Origin of the sequence: Legionella gresilensis (genome assembly GCF_900639865.1) — a bacterium.
GTDB lineage: Bacteria > Pseudomonadota > Gammaproteobacteria > Legionellales > Legionellaceae > Legionella_C > Legionella_C gresilensis.
In genome coordinates, this window is sequence record NZ_CAAAHX010000002.1 from 203100 (window position 1) to 230046 (window position 26947).

The following is a 26947-nucleotide window of genomic DNA, read 5'->3' on the forward strand; positions in this document are numbered from 1 at the left end:
ATTAGCTATAGTTAAAGAAAAATAAACGATAAAAACTTTTATGATAAAAAAATTACTCTTCGGTGTATTTTTTTATATTGCTACTTGCAGCTCTCCGGCTTTTGCCGTAGTTAAGATAGGAACATTACAGTTTGATCCACCATTTGTGACCAATGGTCAGCATCTTGTGGCTGCTGGGTTTGATATTGAGCTCATGACAAATATTTGTAATAAATTAAACTGGGAGTGTAAATTTGTTGCTTTTAAAGATTATGACACTTTATTAACAGAGCTGATTAATCACAATATTGACTATGCCGTAAGTGGCATTGTAATTACGCCTTTAGATAATCCTAATTTACTATTTAGTATGCCTTATTTATTAAGTGCTGGTACTTTCGTGACACTAAAATCAAATACGCAACTGGTTGATTTAAATTCTTTAGCCAATAAAAAAGTTGGCGTTTTAGCTAATCGGGGATATGGTGAATATTTAATGCAAAATGCTAATTTAAATATGACCATTGCAGAGTATCACGACCAAATGGAGTTATTTGACGCTTTGTATAATGGAAAAGTTGATGCAATCTTTATGAATAATTATACAGCCATGTACTTACTGCATCGCTACCCCGATTATATAAAAATTTTTAATATGTCAATTAATTTTGCGAGTGGAATTGGGATCTTAAGTCGCGTTGATAATAAAGATAATTTAGATAAAATTAATGCACTATTAACTCAATTTGAGTCTGATGGCACTTTTGTGAAATTATATAATTACCATTTTGCCTTTTTTATTAAGCAATAAAACTAACTTTCACGCCCATGGCAGTTTTTATACTTTTTATTACTTCCACAAGGGCAAGGTTTATTACGAGAAATATTGGCTTTTCTTAATTTATTTGGTTTTAAAGAATCGGTGTAAAACCATTGATTGTTGAATTTACGAAATTCACTTTTTTCATGAATAGATTGTGTTTTCCCATCCAACTCATAAGAAGCAATAAATTCGACAAACTTGCAATCATCCTGCTTGACTTCAGGATAAGTATTAATGATTTCTAAACCAAGCCATTTAACACGTTTGGCCCAATTTTCAGCTTCAACATCATCAAAATTTATTAAAGGTTTTCCAGACATCGTTGCCCTAATATAAGCAATATTTGCTTCAGTGTATGCTGTGTAGCGAGAACGCATAAGTTTTTCGGGAGTTGGGGCTGCCTGGCCTTGTTCAATATAAAGGCCACAGCAATCTAAATAAGGTTGTTGTGATCCACAAGGACAAAAAGAATTCATGTTTCATATTATAACGAATTGTAAAAGGGTATTTTAATCGAAAGAATCTTTTTAAAATAGCCCTTAAGCTAATTTATACTAATTCCTTGCTTAAATATTAGAGGTCTATTCTACAAAGTTAATTATCTATTTCTTTCTTACTTTTTTATCAAATAAGCTTAAAAATGTAATTTTATAAGAGTTAACTTCACAATTTGCAATTTTTAAATTTTTTGTTAACATTTTTTCAATTTGTTGATCAATTATGGAGAATTAAATATGCCTATTATTGATAAAACTCGCTTACAAAAAAAAGAAAAAATTAAAGTGGAAATTAATAGTGATATTTTTAACAAAATAAATGATTATTGTGTATGGGCGAATATTAGTGATGTTGCATTTTTTATTGAAGAGGCCGCTAATTTTGTATTCGCAAAGGATAAAGATTGGAAACAGCATAATAAAGCGATTAAAAATAAACGAATTAAAACAGAATAGATTGATAATTTATCGAACAAATATTTAGCTAGCTAATATTAGTTTAAAGCAAAGCACTAACGTGAGGGTCATGGTACTTTAAGTTCATATAAATATATGTTCAATTTAGGTGTTTGCCTTCACAAAGCGTTATTATCAATAAGATTTTTCAAATATTTCTTGACAGTCTGTGAGAGCCTCATTAAACTGCCAATCTCTTTTGGGGCTATAGCTCAGCTGGGAGAGCGCTTGCATGGCATGCAAGAGGTCGGCGGTTCGATCCCGCCTAGCTCCACCACCATTAACGTTAGTTTTTGGTGGGAAAACTTAGGTCCCCATCGTCTAGAGGCCTAGGACATCGCCCTTTCACGGCGGTAACAGGGGTTCGAATCCCCTTGGGGACGCCATTTTGGCGTAAGTAAGTTTTAGAGATATTTAATAGTTTTAGGTCCCCATCGTCTAGAGGCCTAGGACATCGCCCTTTCACGGCGGTAACAGGGGTTCGAATCCCCTTGGGGACGCCAAATTAAACCTTTAATTTATAATAGGTTTCTTTTCTTGTTGAGTATCGTTAATTTTTAAAATAGATTTTATAATTGATGATAATCTATCATACTATACGCATTGAGCAATAATTAAGACGATTTTTAGATCATTTCCCTTGTGCTATATAAAGGCTATTGTTGGGGAAGATTGGATTGTACAACGTGATAACTCAGATAATTTAAAAATTGCATTGTATATTAATAGTTACCATTATTTATTGCCCGACTCAGCACAACTTAATTTTGCTCAAGGGTTAAATTAATTTCTTAAGAGCAGAGAACCTAACCCATTTTTCTCGCTTTTTTCCAATAATCATTGGTCATTTTTGCTTAAATATAGTATCGTTGCTTAAAGCTGTGTTTAATATTGGCAATTTGCATAAAAATTGTTAAAATAGACTAACTTTTAATATTTTTAAGGGTTGTATTATGAAACGTAAAAGTGTAGATAGAAAAATTAGTAAAAAGGAAGATAACGATATTAAAAAAAGAAAAACAAGTATAGAAACAAAGAAAAAATATAACAATGATGAAACTTTTGCGTATGGTACACCGGTAAATGATATTCCAAACGAGAGGCTTTTGGTATTAGATAATTATGCCTTTGACATAGACGAACTTAACCAACTACCAGAAAAAGATTTGTTCACTAATATGCATACACAAAGTGAATTTAGCGAAGAAGCAAAACAAATTTTAGCATCAAATTCTATTTTAGGAGAAAAAGTACAAAAGCTGCTACCGCAGACTGTTCTTCCTGAATCCCTTATGAAAAATGTATATGATTTAGCAATCACTTTACTTACATATGGTGATAGTAAGGAAAGTGAAGACGCCGTAAGTAATTTTCAATTAAAATTGGATTCTATGCATCCTAAAGATAAAGAGCCTTTATTAAATTTCATTATTAAGATGAATATGTATAATCAAAGAGCCCAAGCATACATTATGTCTAAAATGACTTTCGGGGAAGTTTATTCACAGTTAGTACGAGGTGATTTTTGTGTAAGAGCTGCAGGGAATTGGTTTGTTCAAGCAGTTAGGATGACTTATCCTGCAATGGTTAATGAGGAGCATGTAAGAAATTTAAATACTATTGCAACTCAAAAAGCTCAACAAGCACGATCATTTCCTTTTTTTGCACAAAATAGAGTTCAAGTTACCCATCCTCCGGAAATTATGCATCAAGAGCTAAATGAGATGATGAGAAAGAACCAAGAAAATCAGGAAAAATTAATAGATTTTGTTAATACTTTGTAATATGGAGCTATTGGGCCGCTTTGGCCCAAAAATTTAAATATAAGTTTCAGAGTCGCTCAAAAATTACTCGTGTATTAAAACCAAAAAGTCGCTCATGCATACGATGAGCATATTCATCCGTCATATTGGCAATATAATCACATACGATGCGAAGCGCTGCCTTTTCATCTGTTGCATCTTGATATAGTTTTCTATTTTTATGATCCAAGAGAGCACTAGGATTTGAGCTAATTGCTTCAAATAGACGAAGTACTACTGTCTGGCCGCCATATTCAAATATACGCGCCTCTTGCGAGTCAATAACATGCTGATAAATACACTGTCTTAAATAATTTAATAAATCTGCTGCTTCCGGTTGTAATACAACATTATATTTCAATAACATATTTTCAAAGCCGACATGCGTAATTTTAACTGTCGTAGCTGTAATAAAATAATTAACTATTTCACCAATGGTTTGTTTACGTTTATAAGCTTCAACAGCAAATAAAGTATTTAAAAGATTATCACCAAGGGTATTAAGTGGCGTCTGTTGCACCAGGCCACGAAATTCTCCATTGTCTAATTGTGAACGATTAATTAACCCTAAATGAATTGCATCCTCTAAGTCGTGAACGCCATAAGCGATATCATCAGCAATATTCATAATTGAGCAATCAAATGAACAAAAAGCAGATTCTCCATGGTTACTTGCTGTTGGCTGTTTAACCAGAGATTGGAATAACTCTCTATCTTTAGCACTTAAAACAGATAATAACCAATCAATTTCAGCTTGGTCGGCATCAAAATAACCTTTAGGTGGTAACCAATCATTAATACGAATCGTTTTATTTAAAGTAAATTGTGCGGGAGGAGAGTTAAGGGCCTGTACTTTGCTGTAAGCAACAGGATACTTTAAAATCCCAAGTAGAGAGCGTCTTGTTAAATCTAATCCAAAAGGGCCATAGGAATCTTCAACTTTGGTGAGCAATCTTAGCGTTTGGCCATTTCCTTCAAAGCCGCCATAATTGCGCATCGTAAAATTTAAAGCTACTTCGCCACCATGGCCAAAGGGTGGATGACCAATATCATGTAATAAGCAAATGACGCTGATTAAATCATCATTAGGAAATAAATCAGGCAGACCTAAGGTGTGATGATTCATCATCAGATTACGTACCATACTTCGGCCAATAGACGCTACCTCTAATGAATGTGTAAGTCGAGTACGATGGAAATCACCTTCATCTGTACCGAGAATCTGCGTCTTGCGTTGCAGTCGACGAAAGGCATGACAATGAATGACTCGAGTTCTATCTCGTTCATAAGGATCACGGTGATCATGGCTACCACGTTGATTAATCTGGCCGGAACGGCGATGAGTCCACATAGGTAATTAAATTTAATAAATAAATTAACTTTAGGTTAACTTTCTTTTAAATTAAAGTTTTTTTTAATTAAGCAGATACAAGGATAAGGAAAGTCTAGGGCATATCCCATCTAGATAAAGGGAGAAACAGGCTATGAATTCTCGTTTATTTCTTTATGTTAGTCTTAGTATGCTAGCATCTTGCGTGCGTATAACAGATACGCCATATCCACCTGCATATACTTCCGGATATAATGACATGAGGTATTACTCGCAAATATATTCACAAGGCGTTAACTATACAGAATATAATGATATTAACGATATTAATGCCGCTAATATGTATTCTGGTCGTGAAGTAAAAGTACCTGAATCTTATCATGTGGGTGCTTACCATTCACCAACCAGAGCTAAAGACCGTGACAGAAATTGGGTGAGTAATCAAAATCCACAAGGCTATACCATTGAAATTGCTGATGGTGAAAAACCAGCTCAAGTTGCTAAAAAATTATATTTAGCGCCTAAGAATGATCGAATGGCAGAAATTAAATATCAGCGTGATGGACGAGACTATTACAAAGGTTTATATGGAAGCTACTCAAGTAAAGAAGACGCAGAAAAAGCTTTAAATAATTTACCTGCAGAATTGAAACAAGGGGCAAATATAAAGGATTGGAGCTCAATCCAAAATACAGCTGGTGATTAATTTAGAATAAAGAGATCAGGGTATATATCACTAACCTGATGATGAGGTATCATTTAAATTAAATTAGGCTGCTTTGCTTGCAATAATCACTGTTAATTTAACCAAGCCAGGTGTAGCTGTTCTCTCTATCATGACTTGTTTTAAGGTTAGTGCATAACGGCTATTTAATTGCCATAACCAAGTTAAAAAAATCTTATAAGGAACTGTATCAAAAGATAACTGAATATCACCCTGGCTTGTTTGTTGTAATTGATAAGGTAATTTTTGGAAGTTTTGATTTTGACTTGTTAATTCAGTAGCAATAATGCTTAACAATTTACTGCTAGAAACAGCTTGTAAATGTTGATTGTTAGGCAACTGTTGTTTAACTTGTTGCATCCACACTAACGTTTCCCGTTTTTCTTTAAGTTGCTTTTCTTTCTCATTGACGGCTGAGGTAAGTGGAGAAAAGATTAATAAATAAAATAAATAAATGATTATGCAAGTAACCCCTAATCCTACTAGCCACTTTTCCCGCTCATTTAAATTATTCCAATAATTTATCATAGACTAAGCTCCAAAACCCCTACAACCTGACCATCTTTAGAGGAGGCTTGGGTTTGCCGTACATTAATTCGTTTTTGTTGTAAGCTAGTTTGTAATCCTTCAAGCGAGTTAAAATCATTGCTAATGACTGTTATTTGCATGATTTGATTTTGAAATCGTAATTGTTCAATGGTTGAATTATTATTGCTAAGTACTTCTGTTAGCTCGTTTAATAAAACCCAGAAGTTATTATCAGAGCCACTCTGACTTTTAAGTAATTGACCGATACGAAAACGAGGACTAATAACCTGTTGTGCTTGAGGAAAAAACTGGCGATAGATGACAGCAGTCTGACTATCTATGTCAGTTAACTTGGTATTAAGCGAGTAAATTTTAAGGCCTGTTAAAGTTAATAAACTAATTAACCATAAGAGGGTCATGGTAGCAGCAGCATAATACCATTTTTTTACTTTACTAGTGGTAGGATTATGGCTGAAAGGTCCTTGACAAAGATTAAGCAAATGACGAGTTTGCAAACGTTTAGCAATCCATACTAAAGGATCCTCATTAATTAATAATGATTGCGGTATCGTTATTGCTGGATTTTCATCAAAAATATAAACAGTTAAATCTGACGGTGTTTGTTTTAGATAAACATTTACTAATTCTAAATTTAATAAACCGTTAAAAGCTAAATCATCATGAACTAATAAATTATTATTGATAAGGCAAGCTTCATTATTATCTAAAGCAAACCAGTCAAGAGTAAACGAGTCAAATTGAATATTATGATTATCAAGTAGCGAAATAATTTGAGTTAAATAGCTTTTTTTACATACAGCTACTAAGTAATGGTCTTGATAATAATGATGTTTATCGAAACTAAAGTGTAATTCTTCAACATTTTCGGCTAATTTTTCTTCTAAAGCATAGGGAATTGCTGCGCGAGCTTTTTTTTCTGGCAACCAGGCTAATTCGACTCGATGAAAACTAAAGTATTCTGCGGGAGCAACTGCAATCATTTTTATAGAAGTGGTTTTTAATTGTTGAAGTTCTTCAAAGCTACGTTGAGCCAGCGGTGCGTCAAGAATACCTTGTGCATTTAAACTTAAGCTTAAACAGCCTTCATCAGTTAAATATTTTATAAATAGAAAACAGGTAGACACACTCATCCTTGTTCGTTTTAACGGTACTGTATCAATAGAAGTATACCGATAAAATTTAAAATGACCAAAATAGCTTAAAAGACTTTAAATTACCTAAAAAGCTTTTTAAATTCTATTAAGATGAATTAAACGTAAGCTGTTTTTTTCATCGTTAAAGTTGCCCATTGATGTTGTAATTCTTGAGCAAGTAAATAAACAGCAAGGGCATATTGTGGGCTATTATTATAACGAGTAATAACATAAAAATTTGGATAAGTAAGCCAATATTCAGAACCTTGAGCTGTATCTAGGGCAATTAAACCAACTTTATTAGGTTGAATTTTAATTTTTGCTAAGGGCTGAACACCAGCTGCTAAAAGTTGTTTAGGAGCATAGACAGCATTTTTATTTGCTGTATTAATTTGCTTGACTTTGGGGCTTGTAACGCGTGCTGGTTGAGCCACTTCTTGATTTAAATTCCAACCGTGTTTGTGAAAGTAGTTAGCCACACTAGCGATGACAGCCTGATCGTCATTCATGAGATCTTTTCTAACATTTCCTGAAAAATCAGCTGCATAATAGCGATAACTACTAGGCATAAATTGAGGCTTACCCATGGCGCCAGCGTAAGAACCAAAATATTGAGTGGGTGGGACATTATGTTCACGACAAAGTAATAAATATTCAGCAAGCTCTTTAGTAAAAAAGGCAGAGCGTTTTGGATAATTGAAAGCTAGAGTTGCTAAGGCATCAAGTACTCGGTAATTTCCCTGATGTTTTCCATATAATGTTTCAACACCAATGATAGCAACGATAACGCTAGCAGGGACATGATATTGCTTTTCAGCTTGCATTAAAGCCTTTTGATTAGCTTTCCAAAATTCAATGCCACCTTCAATACGCTGCTGAGTTAAAAAGAGTTGTTTATAAATGTCCCAAGGCTTCTTTTCATAAGGTTTTTCCATTGACTCAATGATTTGTGGTTGAATTTGCACATCCTTTATGACTTGAACAACATATTGCTTGCTAAAGCCATGCTTTTTTACCATAAAATCAATAAATTTTTGCACATCCGGATGTTCAATAAGTGCTGAATCAGCATAGCTAAAGAAAGTAAATACAGTAAAAATTAATGCTAAGATTAAACGCATGACAATCCTTTTATTTAAAAAGGACATTTTATGCAAGAAATTTAGCGACAACAATGCTCCTTGTTGACTTTATTTAAAATTTGTAGCCTTTAAACTTAAATACAACTTAAAACAGTCTTTCTGCAAGGCAATTAATAAGCTAGAATAGAGCCATTTTAATAATAGGTTTTTCACTTGAGCGACTTAGCGCAAATTCGTAATTTTTCAATTATTGCTCATATTGATCATGGTAAATCCACTTTGGCAGATAGATTTATACAGATTTGTGGTGGACTCACTGATCGGGAAATGGCGGAGCAGGTCCTTGACTCGATGGATATTGAGCGCGAGCGTGGTATCACTATTAAAGCACAAAGCGTTTCCCTAAATTATAAAGCGCGAGATGGTAAGACATATTTACTAAATTTTATTGATACGCCTGGGCATGTTGATTTTAGTTATGAAGTATCTCGCTCACTTGCGGCGTGTGAGGGCGCTATTTTAGTGGTTGATGCTGCTCAAGGCGTAGAGGCACAAACAGTAGCTGTTTGTTACACAGCGATTGAGCAGAATTTAGAAGTTTTACCTGTGCTTAATAAAATTGACTTGCCGCAAGCAGAACCTGAGCGGGTTATTAATGAGATCGAAGATATTATTGGCCTTGAGGCACACCATGCCATTCATGTGAGCGCTAAAAGTGGTTTAGGGGTTGAAGATGTATTAGAAGCTTTAGTCGAATATATTCCTCCACCAAAAGGTGATACTGATGCACCGCTTCAAGCTTTAATTATTGATTCATGGTTTGACAGTTACCTTGGCGTAGTCTCCCTTGTTCGTATTGTTAATGGAACTTTACGCAGAGGAGATAAAATTCGGGTTATGTCTACCGGCCGAGCTTATGAAACAGATCAAATAGGCGTTTTTACACCTAAGCGGACGAAAAAGGATATCTTACAAGCTGGTGAAGTAGGTTATGTTGTTGCTGGTATTAAAGATATTCATGGAGCGCCGGTAGGAGATACGTTAACTCTTGAAAAATTTCAAGCCGAAGCTCCATTACCTGGTTTTAAACGTGTAAAGCCACAAGTTTATGCAGGGCTTTTTCCCATTAGTGCCGATGATTTTGAAGCATTTCGCGAAGCATTAGCTAAGTTAAGTTTGAATGATGCATCGTTATTTTATGAACCTGAATCATCAGAAGCATTAGGTTTTGGTTTTCGCTGTGGGTTTTTAGGCATGCTTCATATGGAGATTGTTCAGGAGCGTTTAGAGCGAGAGTACAATCTTGATTTAATTTCTACTGCGCCTACTGTAGTTTATAAAGTTATCACTACTAAGGGTGAAACCTTAATGATTGATAACCCTTCTCAATTACCGCCTACTCAACAAATTAAACAAATGTTTGAGCCAATTGTTCGAGCGAATATATTGGTGCCGAATGATTACCTAGGACAAATTATTACACTCTGTGTTGAAAGACGAGGAGTCCAAGTCAATATGACTTATAGTGGACGACAAGTATCTGTGACTTATGACTTACCGATGAGTGAAGTGGTATCAGATTTTTTTGACCGGTTAAAATCAGTCAGTAGGGGCTATGCTTCGCTGGATTATAATTTTTTGCGTTTTGATGAAGCTGATTTAGTAAAATTAGACGTCCTTATTAATAGTGAAAAGGTTGATGCGCTGGCTGTAATCGTGCATCGTAGTGCTGCTCAATCCCGAGGCAGAGCATTAACTGATAAAATGCGTGAATTAATACCAAGACAAATGTTTGATGTTGCTATTCAAGCGGCACTAGGAAGTCATATCATTGCTCGGCAAACTGTTAAAGCCCTACGTAAGAACGTAACTGCAAAATGCTATGGTGGTGATGTGTCTCGGAAGCGTAAGTTACTTGAAAAGCAAAAAGCAGGTAAAAAACGCATGAAGCAAGTTGGCCACGTTGAAATACCACAGGAAGCATTTATGGCTGTATTTCAAACAGATAGAAAAAAGTAATTACTTCAATAACAGTTGATGAACTTTTTTATTAAGTTTCCTAGGTTAATTTTTTATTAGGAAAATAAGTATGAATTTTGCTTTAATATTAGTTATTCTTTCCTTTGTGAGCGGTATTATTTATCTGCTAGATATTTTGTTTTGGGAAAAGAAAAGAGCGCCAAATCAAAAACCCAACAAAATTATTGAGTATGCCCGCTCATTTTTTCCAGTTTTTTTTATTGTTTTATTATTGCGTTCATTTTTAATTGAGCCTTTTAGAATACCGTCTGGTTCTTTAGAGCCTACTTTACTAGTAGGTGATTTTTTAGCTGTAAACAAATTTGCTTATGGACTTCGTCTTCCTGTAGTAGAGAAAAAAGTGATTCCTATTGCTAACCCTAAGCGAGGAGAAATTGCTGTATTTCGTTGGCCACCTGATCCAACTTATGATTATATAAAGCGCGTTATTGGAGTTCCAGGTGACAAAGTTGCTTATCATAACAAAGTGCTAACTATTAATGGTCAAGAGATGAAGCAGACTTTTGTTGAGCGGACAATAGACGAAAGTTCAGGTAAGGCTGTGGTGAAGTATCGTGAAAATCTGAATGGCGTTGAACATGATATTTATGTTCGCCCTGATATCGCTGCTTACGATTTTGAAATAGAGGTCCCTAAAGGTCAGTATTTTATGATGGGTGATAATCGTGATGATAGCGCAGATAGTCGTTATTGGGGATTTGTATCGGATGAATATTTACGTGGTAAAGCATTTTTAGTCTGGATGAGTTGGAACGGTAAAACAGATAGTATTAGATGGTCGAAACTAGGACATTTAATTCGATAAGGATGGATAATGAATAAACAAAAAGGAATTACTTTAATTGGTTTTCTACTTACTGCAGCGATAATTGTGATTGTTGGTATTTTAGTGATGCGTGTGGTACCGGTTTATATTCAAAATTACGAAGTGAAAAGTTCTATTAAATCGCTTGGTAATATAAAAGGTGATGAGACATTAGATGCTGGTTCTTTAAAACAAAAGTTAATGAATCAACTCTATATCAATGGAATAAATGATATTCCTGCAGAGAATATAAGTGTTACACCGACTGATCAAGAAAATCTTTTTCTTGTCACCGTAAAATATGATGTTATTAGGCCAATTATTTCTAATGTAAACTTGTTATTTAAATTTAATGAGTCGCAAGAGGTTACTGTTGATTCCCATTGATTTATCTCGACTTTGTCGAAAAATAGACTATCAGTTTAAAAACATAGCTTACTTAAAGCAGGCTTTAACTCATTGTAGTGTTGGCACGGCGAATAATGAACGGCTTGAGTTTTTAGGTGATTCTATTTTAAGTTTTGTTATTGCGCATGCACTTTTTAGTCGCTTTGAGCAGGAAAGTGAAGGCCAATTAAGTCGCTTACGTGCTTTTTTAGTAAAAGGTGAAACACTTGCTGAAATTGCAGCAGAATTAAGTCTTGGCGATTACTTATATTTAGGTCAAGGCGAGCTCAAAAGTGGTGGTTTTCGTCGTGCATCTATTTTAGCTGATGCACTCGAAGCTGTATTTGCAGCCGTTTATTTAGATGGTGGCATGGAAGCTTGTCAAAACCTTATCCTCAAATTGTATGCTTCACGCTTAGAAAATAAAGAACTACAAACAAATTTAAAGGATGCCAAAACACAATTACAAGAATTTCTCCAAGCTAGGAAAAAACCTTTACCTGAATACAATTTACTGAAAATAGAAGGTGAAGAACATGAACAAGTTTTTTATATTTCGTGTACGGTAAACGGCATTGCTAAAACTACAATTGGATCTGGTTCAAACCGACGTAGGGCAGAACAGGAAGCAGCTAAAGAGCTTTTACAGTTCCTGAAGAAATAAGTAAATCTGTATTAGTACCTTTTATTTCAGTTTCTCTAAATTAATATTCTCAAATTAATCTGTCATTTTCGTATAGGCAGAGCTCTATATAAAAACTAACTTCAGTGCAAATTGATGTATAGATCCCCGCCTACGCGGGGATGACTGCCTCTACCGGTGCTCCTTGGTCAAACATTTAGATAAATCTCCGCCTATAGGATGACGAAATAATTAGCCTAGCTTGGTTGCGTGGCTACTGTATGTCTTTCCCGCGTAGGCGGGAACCCATGTGGCAATTAGCCACAATGGTAATTGAGAGTTAGCTCTCCGCCTATGGGATGACGAAATACTTAACCTAGCTTGATTGCGTGGCTACTGCATGTCTTTCCCGCGTAGGCGGGAACCCATGTGGCAATTAGCCACAATGGTAATTGAGAGTTAGCTCTTCGCCTATGGGATGACAAATAATTTTATAGAGAAAAACATAAATTTATATCATACAATTAAGGGAACGCTTAAATAGAAATCCTATTAAAATACTTTATTTGCACGGGTAATTGCAGTCAGTTGCTGCAAGCTAAGATTAAGTTCGTAATTGGTATAATATAGGAACCTTTTACAAAAAGATTAAGTTTAACCACCTATTTCCTCTAAAAGGGAGGCTGCAGTTAACCACTCTTCCTCTGCTATTTGCAGAAGTTTCTTAACCTTTTGTTGCTCTTTTAAAAGAGATTGCAATTTTTCTGAATGGTTGCTTGCATAAAGGGTTTCATCAGCTAAATCATTTTGAAGGCAATTTAAACGTTGTTGGCAGTTATAAGTTTCTTGCTCGAGTTTCTTTAATTTATTTTGTAAACTCTTACGTTCTTTATAATTATTATTTACATTATTTTCCTGAGCAACTTGCTTTTTGCTATTAGTTTTATCAGATAGCCAAATATAATAATCATCTAAGTCACCTTTAAAGGGGTGTACTTGTTTATTGTAAACTAGATAATACTCATCAACGGCGCTACGTAGAAGATGTCGGTCATGAGAAATTAAGATTAAAGCGCCTTCATAACTTTGTAAGGCAATTTCTATTGCGGAGCGCATACTTAAATCAAGATGGTTAGTGGGCTCATCAAGTAGTAAAAGATTAGGCTTTTGCCAAACCAACTTAGCTAAAGCTAATCGCGCTTTCTCTCCGCCTGAAAAGTAATGAATAGCATTAACAGCCATATCGCCTATAAAATTAAATCCGCCTAAAAAATCGCGAATACTTTGTTCAGTAGCAGTAGGAGAAAGTGCCTGAATGGTTTCAAGGGGACTTAATTTGGGATTTAACTCTTCTAATTGATGCTGAGCATAATAGCCAATATTTAAGTGAGCAGAGGATAAAATCTCACCTTTAAGAGGTAAAAGATTACCTGTAAGAGTTTTAATTAATGTTGATTTTCCCTCGCCATTTGGCCCTAATAAGCCCATACGTGCGCCAGAATTAATAATTAAATTGATTTGCTCTAAAATGGGTGTATCTGCTGCATAGCCGGCGGCGACTTGCTCACAACGAATAAGCGAAGAAGTAGCTTTTGGGCAAGGAAAAAATTCAAAGGAGAAGGGAGAATCAACCTGTGCTTGGGCGATTACTTCCATTTTTTCGATCATCTTAAGACGACTTTGTGCTTGTTTTGCTTTGGTCGCTTTAGCTCGAAAACGATTAACGAAAGACATCAAATGATTGATTTTTTCTTGCTGCTTTGTATAAGTTGCCTGTTGCAAAGCTAACTTTTGGGCCCGCGCCTGTTCAAATCTACTGTAATCACCTGAATAAAGAAATGTATTTTGCTGTTCGATATGAAGAATATGCGTTACAAACGCATCTAGGAATTCACGATCGTGTGAAATAACAATAATGCTACTAGGGCTTTGTCTAAGCCATCTTTCCAGCCAGAAAATAGCTTCCATATCCAAATGGTTAGTTGGCTCATCAAGTAAAATCAAATCAGCAGGATTCATCAGACAGCGGGCAAGACTTAAACGCATACGCCAACCGCCAGAGAAGCTATTGACGGGTTGTTGCTGCTCTCTAAACTCAAAGCCAAGGCCATCCATAATTGCTGCAGCTTTGGCAGGTTTGCTATAACCGCCTGTTTGGCTTAGCTGTTCATGGCAAGCTATTATTTGTGCATCGTTTCTTGCATCTTCTGCTTCTTTTAAGCGTTGTTGTAAAAGAAAATAATCTTCATCTCCGGCAAGAACGAAATCTAGGGCGGTTTCTTCGCTATCAGGTAATTGTTGAGAAAGGTAGCTGATACGTAATTGAGGGTTAAGCTGACACTCCCCTTCATCTGCGGTAAGTTGCCCTAAAATTAAGCTGAAAAGACTTGATTTACCACAGCCATTATTACCAACTAACCCAATTTTTTGCTTCTCGTGCAAGGCTAACGAAGCTTTGGTGAGTAAAACTTTATTACCTTGAGAGAGGGTAACTTGGCGTAAAGACAACATAGAATTAATACTTAATAATAATTAAAATATTATAGCAATACTCTTAACAGATTTATAGTCAGTAATACTAGGGATTAAAGTAGATAAAGGATGCTAAACTGACGTGTTAAGGCTATAATATAGTCAATATGATTAACAGGTTGTTTGATGAAGAGGCAAGATTTTTATTTTGATTTACCTGAGGAACTCATTGCTCAATTCCCTTTAGAAAATCGTCGTGACTCTCGTTTATTATTTTATAATAAAGAAGAGCAAATTTATAATCACCATCAATTTGACCATCTTCCTAAACTCTTAAAACCTGGTGATCTTTTAGTAATGAATAATACTAAGGTTATTCCTGCTCGTTTCTTTGGTGTAAAGGAAACTGGCGGACGGGTTGAATTTTTAATAGAACGTATTCAAGATTATCATCATTTTTTAACCCATATTAAAGCGAGCAAAGCACCCCGCCCCGGCATGACTATTTTTCTAGACTCAAATTGGCAGGTGCAAGTCATTGAAAAAGTTGATGATCTCTACCTCTGTCAGGTTGAAGGTAACATTGATACTATGTTAGAAGAAATTGGCAATATTCCTTTACCGCCTTATATAACGCGGCCTAATGAACTTAAGGATAAAGAGCGATATCAAACCATTTATGCTAAACATAAAGGATCTGTCGCAGCCCCTACAGCAGGTCTTCATTTTGATGAAGAGATTTTAACTGAATTAAAAGACCATGGAATAAAGATAGGTTACTGCACACTCCATGTGGGAGCTGGGACGTTTAGGCCTGTGCGCTGTGATAATATTACTGATCATAAGATGCATAACGAGCAGTATATAATTAGCGAAACCTTATGCGAGCTTGTTAAGCAAACCAAGTCACAAGGCAAACGAGTGATTGCTGTTGGTTCAACTTCATTACGAAGCCTTGAAAGTGCAGCTCAAAAAGGTCATTTAGAGGCAGGTCAGGGAGAAACTAATATTTTTATTTATCCAGGTTATAAGTTTAAAATTTGTGATGGTTTAATCACCAATTTTCATCTGCCTGAATCAACTTTGTTAATGTTGGTCGCAGCCTTTATTGGTTATGATCAAACGATGGCTTTGTACAAAGAAGCCATTGCTAGAAAGTATCGCTTTTTTAGTTATGGCGATGCCTGTTTACTATTGTAAATGGATTATAAAGATGCAAGAAAACGCTTTAAGTCAGTATATTCCACTTTTATCAAGTCACGCTGGTAGTTGTCTTACTTTTGCAAATTGGCAGAATGCTGGCGTCAGAACAATTGCGTATCAAATAGATGAATTGTTGGTAAAGCCTGGCTTACCTGTTTTGCAGAAACTAACGCAGTTACGAAATTATATTTCTTGGCCGGGGCAGCTTGTTTTAAATGCTTTACTAAAGCCTTCGCGTACAGAAGGAATATATGAAATTCGTTCTACTTATGATGGTCAACTTGTACAAATTTCTGTATCCGAGTTATCTAAGTTAATTAAAGCACTTAAACCAAATAAGGTCCTTCTTCCATTGGGAAGCGCACAATATTTTGAACAGTTTTGGCAGCCGCTCTTAGCTGAAATCGAGCTTTACCTAAATTTTGAAGAAGCCAAAGATGATATATCTACAACGGGTTATTATTGTAGCTTTAAAGAGCAACCCTTTAATTATCAGTATAATAATTTGCCAAACGCCAATAATAAGCTTTATCTTATCGGTGACTTTCAATTACACGAAATGCAACTTCTTTTGCAAAACAATTATAATTTTCAGTCAAATCAGCCTGCGGAAGATGGCATGCGCGGGGTGTTTTATAATGAAGAGGAAAAAATTAATATCCTTGAGCAAGAATTTCAACAAGATTATCTGACGCTTAAACAAAACTGCCAATGCCAAACTTGTAGCACGCAATTAACACGCGCTTATTTACATCATTTACTGCAGCATACACCTCTATTAGCACAGCGTTATTTAATCCAGCATAATGTTTATTATTGTCAAAATTATCTTATTAATCAAAATTAAAGAATTGAATTGTGTCGATGCTCATTTACGTCAGCGTAAAATCCCGATATGATGTCACGCAATTTTGTTCTGCCTTATATTTTAAGGTAACGATAAAATAGACCTTTTGCCTAATTTGCTCTTTGAGACCTTATGATGTTGTAAGGGCTTTGTAGTACTAAGTTTAGTATTTTTATTTTAGGTCATATTAATGTAAAAGGAATAAATTAGGCAAAAGGTCTAATGGCACATTTGAGGAGACCAATATGAGTTTTTTTATCACGAATGCAATGGCTGCAGCTACACCAGCACCTGCGAGCCAAGCTGATGGGGCATTTCCTTTAGTAATGCTAGTTGCTATTTTTGTTTTATTCTATTTTATGATAATAAGGCCAAATAATAAGAGGGCTAAGGAACATCGAGAGCTAATAAGTAACTTAAAAAAAGGAGATGAAATTGTTACTTCAGGGGGTATATTGGCAAAAGTAGCTAATATAGATGAACAATTTATTAGAATTAGCATTGCTGAGGGTGTAGATATTAACGTTCAACGTAATGCTGTTGTGGCAGTTTTACCTAAAGGTACTATTAAAGCCCTTTAAGCTGGTAGGGACTAGACTTATGATGCATAACAAATATCCGTTTTGGAAAAATATAGCGTTAGTTATTGTTGCTGTAATTGGTCTTATTTATGCTGTTCCAAACTTATATAGTGAGGATCCGGCTATCCAAATATCTTCGCAAACAACAATAGATATTGAGCAACTTAAACAGCAGGTAGCCAATCTTCTTGCTGAGGCTAAAATAAACTACAATTCGATAACTGCTAGTAATGAAAGCGTAGAATTAAGATTCGCCTCAACTGATACCCAATTATTAGCTCAAGATGTCCTTAAAAAAGGCTTAGGTCAAGGTTACACAATTGCTTTGAATTTAGCGCCTGCTACGCCTAGTTGGTTTAGTAAAATCAATGCTGAACCTATGAAGCAGGGCCTTGATTTACGTGGTGGTGTTCATTTTCTCTTAGAAGTTGATGTTGATAGTTTGATCAATCGTCGCTATGAAGGATTAATGAAAAATATTGGTCAAGATTTGCGAGAAAAGGGAATACGTTATGCAGGTATTCGTTATTTTCCAGATAAAGGTATCAATATTATATTTCGTACCCCTGAAGCGATTGACGATGCTGCTCTTGAGATTAAAAACAACTTACCAGGTATCGCAGTTAATAAATTAAAAGAAACAAACACACTAGTTGTTTCCTTAGCACCAACTGAGCTTAATAGTATAAGACAAAGTACCATCGAACAAACAATGAGTATTTTGCGAAATCGAGTTAATGAGTTAGGCGTTGGTGAAGCTGTTGTTCAGCAACAAGGCGCTACCCGAATAGCTGTTGACCTGCCTGGAATCCAGGATGCGGCCAGGGCAAAACAAATTTTAGGTGGTACAGCAACGTTAGAATTTCATCTTGTTGATCAAGAAAATGATCCGCAGGTTGCTAAACAAACGGGTGCGGTTCCGGTTAATAGTAAACTTTATATGATGGATGGCCATCCAATTTTATTAAAAAAACAAGTTGTATTAAGTGGCGATTCAATTACCAGTGCTGTTTCTAGCTTTGACCAACAAACTGCTTCACCAGCAGTACAGGTTCAACTTGGCGGTGGCGGCGAAAGTTTATTTACCAAAATAACACGTGAGAACATTGGTAAACGGATGGCAATTGTTTTCGTAGAAACGAAAACAGCTTTACAAACAATAAACGGCGTTGCAAAACGTGCTTCTCATCGTGAAGAACGCGTTATTAGTGCACCTGTTATCCAAAATGCGTTAGGAAATAACTTTCAGATCACCGGCTTAACAGATTCAAAAGAAGCCAGCAATTTAGCCTTATTACTTCGTGCAGGCGCCTTACCGGCAGTCATTTATCCTGTTGAGGAACGTACGGTTGGTCCTTCACTGGGTAAAGAAAATATACGCCGTGGAATTGTATCTTTAGAAGTTGGCATGGGTTTAATTTTAATACTTATGTTAGTTTACTATCGGTTTTTTGGTTTAGTGGCGAATATTGGCTTATTTTTAAACCTTGTTTTGTTAAGTGCGTTATTATCATTAATTGGTACTACCCTCACCTTACCTGGTATCGCGGCTTTTGTTTTAACAGTAGGTATGGCAGTTGATGCGAACGTTTTAATTTATGAACGTATACGTGAAGAACTACGTAATGGCATGTCACCGCAAGCAGCGATTTATGCAGGTTATGATCGGGCTTTCTCAACCATTATCGATGCTAATGTTACAACTCTAATTGTTGGTGTTGTGTTATTTGCGATAGGGACCGGACCAGTACGTGGTTTTGCAGTTATATTGTCATTAGGCTTATTAACTTCAATGCTAACAAGCATTACTTATACACGTGCGATAGTAAATTGGTACTATGGCGGACGGAATGTAAAAAAATTATCTATAGGTATTTAAGGCGAGAAATAGATGGAATTTTTTAATCCAAATTCAAAAATAGATTTTATGGGGGCAAGAAAGTGGACAGCTATATTTTCTGCCCTAATTTTCATTATTTCGATTAGTGCTTTGGTAGTTAATGGCTTAAAGTGGGGCCTTGACTTTACCGGTGGTACGCAAATCGAAGTGTCTTTTCCTGAGTCAGCTAATCTTACATTGATTCGTGATAATCTTTATCAAGCTGGTTTTAAAGAAGCACAGGTAATTAGCTATGGTACTTCAAAAGATGTCTTAATTAGTATTGCTCCACGAATGAATCAAGAGCAAAGCATCTTAGTTGATAAAGTTATGGGTGCTTTACCGCCAGGCGCTATTAAGCAACGAGTTGATTTTGTAGGCCCGCAGGTAGGTGAGGAATTGGCAACGAAAGGTGCCTTAGCTATTATCGTGTCTTTGTTAGGAACAATGATCTATATTGCCATGCGTTTTGAATACCGCCTTGCAGTAAGTTCTGCTGTTGCTTTAATCCATGATCCAGTGTTGATATTAGGCATATTCGCTATGTTTCACGTTGAATTTGATTTAAAAGCGCTAGCAGGTCTTTTAGCTGTAATAGGTTATTCTCTTAATGATACGATTGTCGTGTTTGATAGAGTAAGAGAAAATTTTGTCAAAATTCGTCGTGCTGAACCATTAGAAATCATGAATATTTCAATTAATCAAACGTTATCAAGAACTATCATGACTTCATTGCTTACATTATTTGTTGTTGTTGCTCTCTTTATCTATGGTGGTGAGACAATTCGTAGCTTCTCGCTTGCGTTAATAATAGGTATTGTTGTAGGAACATATTCTTCCATTTATGTAGCTGGCGCTTTAGCAGTTGGTATGGGACTTGATAGAAAAGATTTTCTTCCTAGTCAGCGTCGTGAAGTTGATGACCGGCCTTAACTATTAAATTTCGACATAAAAGGTTAAATTCTTTTATGTCGTCAAGAAAGCGTATCAGTTATTTAAGCTTCAATAGTTAAGTATTCAATGGTAAAAATAATTTTTTTGTCATGAAGTGCAGGCTATATACTTATTGAGTCCTAGAACTTTATAGTATATATCGTAAACCTATACAAACTAGGTATAATTCAACCTTTTATATTTAAAGAGCATATGAAGCTGTTGCGTGGTTTAGACTCAGTAACTGCCTTTAAAGCAGGAGCTGTAGCGACAATAGGAAATTTTGACGGTGTGCATTTAGGGCACCAAGCCCTTTTGGCAAAGCTTAAAGCTGAAGCTCTAAAACTTAAGCTGCCTTCTATCGTTTTAATATTTGAGCCTCAACCTGGTGAGTTTTTTTGTAAGGAAAAAGCGCCAGCACGCCTTACTAATTTAAGAGAAAAAATAGAAATCCTACAAAAAGTACAAATTGATTATCTTTATTGCCTCAGATTTAATCAAAAATTAGCAAATATGTTAGCGACTGATTTTGCACAAACTTATTTTTTTTCTCTACTACACGCTAAATATCTTTTGGTTGGTGAAGATTTTCGTTTTGGCCGGGGTAGGCAAGGAGACATTAATTTACTAACTAGTATGGCTAAAAACTCTGATTGTGTGATCGATATATTCTCCAATTATGTTTTAGATGGTCAGCGTATAAGTTCAACAAAAATTAGGAATTTACTTTCGCAAAACCAGTTAACAGAGGCACAAGACATGCTGGGTAGGCCATATAGTTTTTGTGGCAGGGTTATTGAAGGACAGAAACGAGGGCGTGAGTGGGGTATTCCTACAGCAAACCTAAATTTAAAACGTTTAACTTTACCTTTCACTGGCGTTTTTTGTGTTCAAGTCCAACATGAAAACGGTCAAATAATAAATGGTATTGCTAATTTAGGATGTAGACCAACAGTCGATGGTAAACGGAATGTATTAGAAGTACATTTATTTAATTTTAATGGTAATTTATATGGCAAAATGCTAAAAGTTATTTTTTTACATAAATTACGTGACGAAGTTAAGTTTTCTTCTATTGAAGACTTAGTTCAACAAATACACTATGATGTTAAAGAGGCAAAGTGTTATTTTAATGATTTAGTTGTTTAAATATTATAATATTATTTAATTTATATCGAGTAGTTATAGAATGGCAGAGTATAAAGATACCCTTAATTTACCTCATACAGCTTTCCCCATGAAGGCTAACCTTGCGCAGCGTGAACCTCAGTTTTTGAAGACATGGGATTCAATTAATATTTATAAAAAAATTAGACAAATACGAGCTAACGGCGAGCATTTTATCCTTCATGACGGCCCACCTTATGCTAATGGTCATCTGCACTGCGGACATGCTTTAAATAAAATTTTAAAGGATATTATTGTTAAATCAAAAACCTTAAGTGGTTTTGATGCACCTTTTGTGCCCGGCTGGGATTGCCATGGTTTACCCATCGAATTGAATGTAGAGAAAAAAATAGGAAAGGCTGGCGTAAAAGTAGACGCTAAAGAATTTCGAATTAAATGCCGCCAATATGCCGAAAGCCAGATTAATATACAGAGAGAAGAATTTAAACGTTTAGGTGTTTTCGGTGATTGGCATGAACCCTATGCAACTTACAATTACAATTATGAAGCGAATATTATTCGAGCATTAGGTAAAATTATTGAAAATGGTCATTTACAGCAGGGTTTTAAACCAGTTCATTGGTGTATTGATTGTGGTTCTGCTCTTGCTGAAGCTGAAGTAGATTATGAAGATAAAACATCATTCTCCATTGATGTTGCATTTTATGCAAATGATCCAAATGAATTTATTAGTCTATTTGGAAAAACACTCTCAATTAAACCTGTTATAGTTCCTATTTGGACTACAACGCCTTGGACTTTGCCAGCAAATGAAGCTGTAACGTTAAATCCTAAGTTAAATTATAGTTTAGTTGATAACGGTGAACATTATTTTTTAATTGTAGAAGAGTTAGTTGAACAAGTAATGAGTCGCTATGGATTTTTAAATTATCAATCTTATGGCAAGCTACAGGGTAAAAGTTTTACTCATCTAAAGTTACAACATCCTTTTTATGAACGACTCGTACCTATTATCACAGGCGAACATGTTACTACTGAATCAGGTACAGGTTGTGTCCATACTGCGCCTGCCCATGGCGTTGACGACTATACAGTAGGGCAAGCCTTTAATTTACCTTTAGTAAATCCTGTAATGGGTAATGGCTGTTACACAGGAGATGTTCAGTACTTTGGCGGCCTGTCCGTATTAAAAGCAAATGAACCGATAATTGAACTTCTTAGCGAAAGAAATAGTCTTCTCCATAAGACACAGATCATTCATAGTTATCCTCATTGCTGGCGCCATAAAACTCCGATGATTTTTTTAGCCACGCCGCAATGGTTTATCTCTATGGATCAAAATGGCTTAAGACAACATATTTTAAAGGAAATAGAACAAGTTAATTGGGTTCCTGAGTGGGGCAAACCACGTATTACCAATATGGTCGAGAACAGACCTGATTGGTGTATATCTCGGCAAAGAGCCTGGGGAACGCCTATTCCTTTATTTGTTCATAAAGCAACCCGGCAGCTACATCCCAATACTTTAGAATTACTAGAAAAAGTCGCTAAACGGGTAGAAAAAGAGGGTATCGAAGCTTGGTTTGCTTTAAACTCTGAGGAGCTTTTAGGCCAAGATGCTAATGATTATGATAAATTAAATGATACCTTAGATGTATGGTTTGATTCGGGTATTTCTCATTACAGTGTTTTGCTGCAAAATCAAGCATTAGGCTTACCAGCTGATGTTTATTTTGAAGGTTCAGATCAACACCGTGGTTGGTTTAATTCATCATTAACGACAGCAGTTGCAATGTATGGCCATGCACCTTATAAAACTGTCTTAACACATGGTTATACGGTTGATTCGGAAGGTAAAAAACTTTCTAAATCAAAAGGTAATTATGTTTCTTTAGATAAATTAATTAACCAATACGGTGCGGATGTATTACGATTATGGGTATCCTCAACCGATTATCGCAATGAAGTAAGTATTTCTGAAGAAATTATCAAACGTACTAGCGACGCTTATAGACGGATTCGTAATACAGCAAGGTTCTTATTAGCTAATTTAGTTGATTTTGAACCAGAAAATCACCTTATAGCGCCGGAACAATTAGTAGCCCTTGATAGTTGGGCTATTAAGCGAACCCAAATATTACAAGAAGAGATTTTAACTGCTTACAGGCAATACAATTTTCATATTATTTACCAAAAAATTCATAATTTCTGCGCTGTAGATATGGGTAGCTTTTATTTAGATGTGATTAAAGACAGGCAATATACTACCCCTAAAAACAGTTTGGCACGTCGTTCTTGCCAAACAGCTATGTATCATATTGTACAAGCTTTAACGCGTTGGCTTGCTCCTATTCTTTCTTTTACAGCAGAAGAGATATGGCAATGTATTCCTGGTCAAACGATAGGATCAGTTTTCTTAGAAACTTGGTACACAGCCTGGCCTGAAATTAACAATGTCGATATGATCTTATGGCAACGTTTGCAAAATGTTCGCAATGAAGTTAATAAAGCGTTAGAAGCTCAACGTCAACAAGGTATTATTGGTTCAGCCTTAGCAGCTGAAGTAACACTTTATGCAAGCCCAGATTTAGCAGAGCAATTAACTCAACTAGGTGAAGAGTTACGCTTTTTATTAATTACTTCTTCAGCGCTTGTTAAACCCTTAAATGATAAGCCAGCTGAAATTAACATCAATACGGAATTAGATTTAGCCATTGCTGTTAAAGCAAGTGAAATGGAAAAATGTGCACGTTGTTGGCATCGATCAGATGACATTGGTTTAAATCCGGAGTATCCTGATTTATGCAACCGCTGTATAAACAATATAACTGGAAAGGATGAGGTTAGATACTTCGCATGAAAAAATGGCCCTGGTTACTTTTAAGTCTATTAGTTATTTGTATTGATCAACTTTCTAAGTTCTGGGCTGCAACCCAACTTCTGCCTTATCAACCTGAACCTTTATTGCCAATGGTTAATTTCACCTTGGCATATAATACAGGCGCTGCATTTAGCTTTTTAAGCAATGCAGGTGGATGGCAACGTTGGTTATTTGCCATATTTAGCTTAGTAATGAGCGCTGTGTTATTAATATGGCTTTTACGAACGCCTAAGCACTTAAAACTACAATTAACAGGTATAAGCCTAGTTTTAGGTGGCGCCATAGGAAATTTATACGATCGAGCCATTGTAGGTTATGTCGTTGATTTTATTCAAGTCTATTATAAAAATTTTTATTGGCCTGTATTTAATATAGCAGATAGCGCCATTTGTATAGGCGCTTTTCTATTATTACTCGATTTAAGCAAAAATAGCTGTCGACAGCGTGTTTAATTGTGTAGCCTCTGGATTTAAAATACTGACTGCATCTACTGAAGGTAAAGATAAATAATGCTCAGCCTCATCCCACTCAACTTCTATTGGAAATAAACGTAACATAGGTAAGCATCTATTTAATAGCACGCAAAAAGATAGCGTTGAGGGATATGGACGTACTTGATAATAACCTAAAGCCATAACTTGCATTGCTTCAGAGATTGTAGCAACCCCTGGTAAATAATTAATTGAGTAAATTGAAGCAGTTTGAGCAATGGCTGGTAAAAATCCAGGGCTGGAAACAAAATGAACACCTGCTTGATAGCAATTCTCTAATTGTTGCGTATTAATAATATTAGCTGCACCGATACGTAATTTTGGGAATTGTTGCAGGATAGATTTTAGTAAAGTTTCATCATGGGTATTGATTTCAACAGCGGAGAAACCAGCTTGGGCAACTTGTTGAAGTCTATTAAAAAGTAATGCATCAACATCTAGCGTCACAATAATTGTTTGTGTGTTAAATAATTTATCAGTCATTATACTCTTCATGATCAAACGGCAATGCACTTATGGTAGAAGAGTTAGCGCTTCTTAGCAAGTATCTGAAGCAATTAGATTATCTTGATTATCATAAATAATTTTTCTTATTCATTCTTCTTTAAGGAATGAAAAAATTAAATTCACCTAGCGAAGATATAGCGCTACCCACTAAAGTTTATATTATATTGCAAGTTTGTTCGGGCCAGACCTGTACTTAGTTATACGCCTTCGCCTCACTCTCTTGCGTTTTGTCTAAAGCCTATAGCTTACATCTTTGGTGCCATTGTGGGTGTATAAATTTGCTGTCTTTGATAATCTTGTTTTCTTGTTGTTTCGATATCGTTAGTTACGGCGCGGCCAAGGATAGATTGTAGTGGTACATGTGAATCACTAGGTCTTGAAGATTGCATGCGCTGTGCTTTCTTTAAATCGTGATTAGGTCTACGTAACTCAGCTTCAATACTTGCCTTTGTCGCCTGTAAATGGGAAATTTGATTCTTTAACTGACTAATTTCTTGGTTAAGCGTATTTTGCCTTCCCCGAGTGCTGGTTGCGTTGATTGCTCGTTCTTGATGAAATTTATTTTCTGCTTCCTTGTTTTCTTTAACAAGACCAGGAATGACTACTAACTCGGGTTTACGTTTAATAAATTCTGCAGCAGCTTTTTCTTTCCAATTTTCGTTTTTATAATCCGTATGTTTATCAACTAGAAGGAACGTATTATTCTCCTTAATAAACTCTTGATCAGGCCTTAAAATGTAAGTAGCTTTGTCAAATGACCTTGTTTCATTACCATCTACATCGTAAAGTTTTTTCTTGCCTTCATATACGTCAAGCATATCTTTTAGCATGGCGCGTTGCATATGCAATTTATTATGCTCATGCATTAGGTCCATGGCCTTTTTTTCATCAGCAGGGTCTTTACTAGCAAGTAATGTATCAATCTTTAACGTTTGTTCCTGTAATTGACCGTCAATTTGATTTATACGGCTTGCAATATTAGCTTTAATCGCTTCGGTATTGCCAGGATCAGCTGTATCTTGTAATTCAAATTGATTAACTTCATCTAGGCCAGTTTCAAATGCGGCATAGCGCTTATCAATGGTGTCTTTATACTCGTCAATCTTTGCAAGTTCTTTGTTAATTAAAGCTATCTCTTCCTCTTTGCTCTTTAGCTCTTTTTGAGTTTTTTCTATAATTTTTTCAGCTAATTCTAAGGTTTCTTTTAATTCAATAGGATCTTCAGTGTTAAGAAGTTTTTGTACATCTTCTTCATGCTTAAGCAGTTTTTCAATTTGTTCTTGAGCATACTCACAAATTCTCTTATAATGCTCACTTTTTCTATTAGCCAGTTTATGAAGCAAATAAGCTAATATATGGTGGCGGCGTTCTTGTTGTTCCCTCATTTCTTGCTGTATGTTTTCTTCTTCATCAATTTCCTTAATGCACTCCGCTATAATTTCCTCCCGTAAGGTTTCGCCAGCCTTAGATTCCAAAAATTTCATGACATCTTTGGCATCTTTCAAACCACGCTGCGCTAAATCTCCTAATTCTTCTAAAAGTTTATTTGCTTCTCCTGAGAGGGTATTTTCATTTGAAGAGGATTCACGACTTGCTCGTTCCTGTAGGGTTTTTACAAGAAAATCGTATAAAATAGCATTATTTGGCCCTGTGGGTTCTTCTAATTCTATACTTGAAGTTAATCCTGCTTTATCTGTAAAAGCATGGAGAGAATCTGCAAGAAGCCGCGTTAATTGCTTTAATTTAGTCGACATAGCTAAACCTATTCATGTTCTAATATAATTATACCGAAGTAA

General features: G+C 35.6%; 24 protein-coding genes and 3 tRNA genes. 19 read left to right on the forward strand and 8 right to left on the reverse strand.

What is annotated here, in order from left to right:
- Positions 1-40 precede the first annotated feature (40 nt).
- Positions 41-790 carry a transporter substrate-binding domain-containing protein gene (locus E1P04_RS02710; RefSeq protein ID WP_131781388.1) on the forward strand — a complete coding sequence of 250 codons (750 nt, stop codon included), beginning with the start codon at positions 41-43 and terminating at the stop codon, positions 788-790.
- A 2-nt stretch (positions 791-792) separates the two neighbouring features.
- On the opposite strand, the gene E1P04_RS02715 is transcribed toward E1P04_RS02710, so the two are convergent.
- Complete coding sequence (locus E1P04_RS02715) at positions 793-1278, reverse strand: YchJ family protein (RefSeq protein ID WP_131781389.1); 486 nt, start codon at positions 1276-1278, stop codon at positions 793-795.
- Between the two features lie 258 nt (positions 1279-1536).
- On the opposite strand from E1P04_RS02715, the gene E1P04_RS02720 reads away from it, so the two are divergent.
- From E1P04_RS02720 to E1P04_RS02740, 5 genes are all read left to right on the forward strand, one after another.
- A complete protein-coding gene (locus tag E1P04_RS02720; protein WP_131781390.1) occupies positions 1537-1755 on the forward strand; it encodes a hypothetical protein in 219 nt (72 codons plus the stop codon).
- Between the two features lie 201 nt (positions 1756-1956).
- Positions 1957-2032: transfer RNA gene (locus E1P04_RS02725), tRNA-Ala, on the forward strand.
- 33 nt (positions 2033-2065) lie between these two features.
- Positions 2066-2141: transfer RNA gene (locus tag E1P04_RS02730), tRNA-Glu, on the forward strand.
- 41 nt (positions 2142-2182) lie between these two features.
- Positions 2183-2258 (forward strand) — tRNA-Glu (locus tag E1P04_RS02735).
- 450 nt (positions 2259-2708) lie between these two features.
- On the forward strand, positions 2709-3539 hold the full coding sequence (locus E1P04_RS02740; RefSeq protein WP_131781391.1) for a hypothetical protein: 831 nt from the start codon (positions 2709-2711) through the stop codon (positions 3537-3539).
- Between the two features lie 46 nt (positions 3540-3585).
- On the opposite strand, the gene E1P04_RS02745 is transcribed toward E1P04_RS02740, so the two are convergent.
- A complete protein-coding gene (locus E1P04_RS02745; RefSeq protein ID WP_131781392.1) occupies positions 3586-4908 on the reverse strand; it encodes an anti-phage deoxyguanosine triphosphatase in 1323 nt (440 codons plus the stop codon).
- Between the two features lie 133 nt (positions 4909-5041).
- Here E1P04_RS02745 and E1P04_RS02750 point away from each other — a divergent pair, with 133 nt between their 5' ends.
- On the forward strand, positions 5042-5593 hold the full coding sequence (locus tag E1P04_RS02750; protein WP_131781393.1) for an SPOR domain-containing protein: 552 nt from the start codon (positions 5042-5044) through the stop codon (positions 5591-5593).
- A gap of 63 nt (positions 5594-5656) precedes the next feature.
- On the opposite strand, the gene gspM is transcribed toward E1P04_RS02750, so the two are convergent.
- From gspM to mltB, 3 genes are all read right to left on the reverse strand, one after another.
- A complete protein-coding gene (gene gspM / locus E1P04_RS02755; protein ID WP_131781394.1) occupies positions 5657-6139 on the reverse strand; it encodes a type II secretion system protein GspM in 483 nt (160 codons plus the stop codon).
- The gene (gene gspL / locus E1P04_RS02760; protein ID WP_165482657.1) at positions 6136-7284 is read right to left on the reverse strand and encodes a type II secretion system protein GspL; all 1149 of its coding nucleotides are present in this window, start codon (positions 7282-7284) and stop codon (positions 6136-6138) included. The genes gspM and gspL overlap by 4 nt, the downstream gene beginning before the upstream one ends.
- Positions 7285-7409: 125 nt before the next feature.
- Entirely contained in the window at positions 7410-8414 is a 1005-nt protein-coding gene (gene mltB, locus E1P04_RS02765; protein ID WP_131781396.1) for a lytic murein transglycosylase B, read from the reverse strand.
- Positions 8415-8588: 174 nt separating this feature from the next.
- On the opposite strand from mltB, the gene lepA reads away from it, so the two are divergent.
- The 4 genes from lepA to rnc all read left to right on the forward strand — a co-directional run bounded on the left by lepA (position 8589) and on the right by rnc (position 12271).
- Positions 8589-10394, forward strand: coding sequence for a translation elongation factor 4 (gene lepA, locus E1P04_RS02770; RefSeq protein WP_131781397.1), 1806 nt, complete (start codon positions 8589-8591; stop codon positions 10392-10394).
- Positions 10395-10464: 70 nt separating this feature from the next.
- Complete coding sequence (gene lepB / locus E1P04_RS02775; protein ID WP_131781398.1) at positions 10465-11220, forward strand: signal peptidase I; 756 nt, start codon at positions 10465-10467, stop codon at positions 11218-11220.
- Positions 11221-11229: 9 nt separating this feature from the next.
- On the forward strand, positions 11230-11607 hold the full coding sequence (locus tag E1P04_RS02780) for a DUF4845 domain-containing protein (protein WP_131781399.1): 378 nt from the start codon (positions 11230-11232) through the stop codon (positions 11605-11607).
- Entirely contained in the window at positions 11597-12271 is a 675-nt protein-coding gene (gene rnc / locus E1P04_RS02785; protein WP_131781557.1) for a ribonuclease III, read from the forward strand. Before E1P04_RS02780 ends, rnc begins: the two co-directional genes overlap by 11 nt.
- Positions 12272-12883: 612 nt before the next feature.
- Here the strand turns inward: rnc and E1P04_RS02790 are convergent.
- The gene (locus E1P04_RS02790) at positions 12884-14740 is read right to left on the reverse strand and encodes an ABC-F family ATP-binding cassette domain-containing protein (protein ID WP_131781400.1); all 1857 of its coding nucleotides are present in this window, start codon (positions 14738-14740) and stop codon (positions 12884-12886) included.
- Positions 14741-14887: 147 nt separating this feature from the next.
- Between E1P04_RS02790 and queA the strand changes: the two genes are divergently transcribed.
- From queA to lspA, 8 genes are all read left to right on the forward strand, one after another.
- Positions 14888-15901, forward strand: a complete 1014-nt coding sequence (queA, locus tag E1P04_RS02795) for a tRNA preQ1(34) S-adenosylmethionine ribosyltransferase-isomerase QueA (RefSeq protein WP_131781401.1) — start codon at positions 14888-14890, stop codon at positions 15899-15901.
- 13 nt (positions 15902-15914) lie between these two features.
- Complete coding sequence (locus E1P04_RS02800) at positions 15915-16751, forward strand: hypothetical protein (RefSeq protein ID WP_165482658.1); 837 nt, start codon at positions 15915-15917, stop codon at positions 16749-16751.
- Between the two features lie 245 nt (positions 16752-16996).
- Positions 16997-17332 carry a preprotein translocase subunit YajC gene (gene yajC, locus E1P04_RS02805; RefSeq protein WP_131781403.1) on the forward strand — a complete coding sequence of 112 codons (336 nt, stop codon included), beginning with the start codon at positions 16997-16999 and terminating at the stop codon, positions 17330-17332.
- A gap of 22 nt (positions 17333-17354) precedes the next feature.
- Positions 17355-19211, forward strand: a complete 1857-nt coding sequence (gene secD / locus E1P04_RS02810) for a protein translocase subunit SecD (protein ID WP_131781558.1) — start codon at positions 17355-17357, stop codon at positions 19209-19211.
- 12 nt (positions 19212-19223) lie between these two features.
- Positions 19224-20144: a protein translocase subunit SecF gene (gene secF, locus E1P04_RS02815; RefSeq protein WP_131781404.1), complete on the forward strand. Its 921-nt coding sequence runs from the start codon at positions 19224-19226 to the stop codon at positions 20142-20144.
- 213 nt (positions 20145-20357) lie between these two features.
- Positions 20358-21293, forward strand: coding sequence for a bifunctional riboflavin kinase/FAD synthetase (gene ribF / locus E1P04_RS02820; RefSeq protein WP_131781405.1), 936 nt, complete (start codon positions 20358-20360; stop codon positions 21291-21293).
- 40 nt (positions 21294-21333) lie between these two features.
- The gene (gene ileS, locus E1P04_RS02825; RefSeq protein ID WP_131781406.1) at positions 21334-24132 is read left to right on the forward strand and encodes an isoleucine--tRNA ligase; all 2799 of its coding nucleotides are present in this window, start codon (positions 21334-21336) and stop codon (positions 24130-24132) included.
- Entirely contained in the window at positions 24129-24605 is a 477-nt protein-coding gene (lspA, locus tag E1P04_RS02830) for a signal peptidase II (protein WP_131781407.1), read from the forward strand. Before ileS ends, lspA begins: the two co-directional genes overlap by 4 nt.
- Here lspA and E1P04_RS02835 read toward each other — a convergent pair.
- Positions 24573-25130 (reverse strand): beta/alpha barrel domain-containing protein, encoded by a 558-nt coding sequence (locus E1P04_RS02835; RefSeq protein ID WP_131781559.1) that lies wholly within the window; start codon positions 25128-25130, stop codon positions 24573-24575. The two genes, lspA and E1P04_RS02835, sit on opposite strands and share 33 nt — an antisense overlap.
- Positions 25131-25396: 266 nt before the next feature.
- On the reverse strand, positions 25397-26905 hold the full coding sequence (locus E1P04_RS02840) for a hypothetical protein (protein WP_131781408.1): 1509 nt from the start codon (positions 26903-26905) through the stop codon (positions 25397-25399).
- Between the last annotated feature and the right edge of the window lie 42 nt (positions 26906-26947).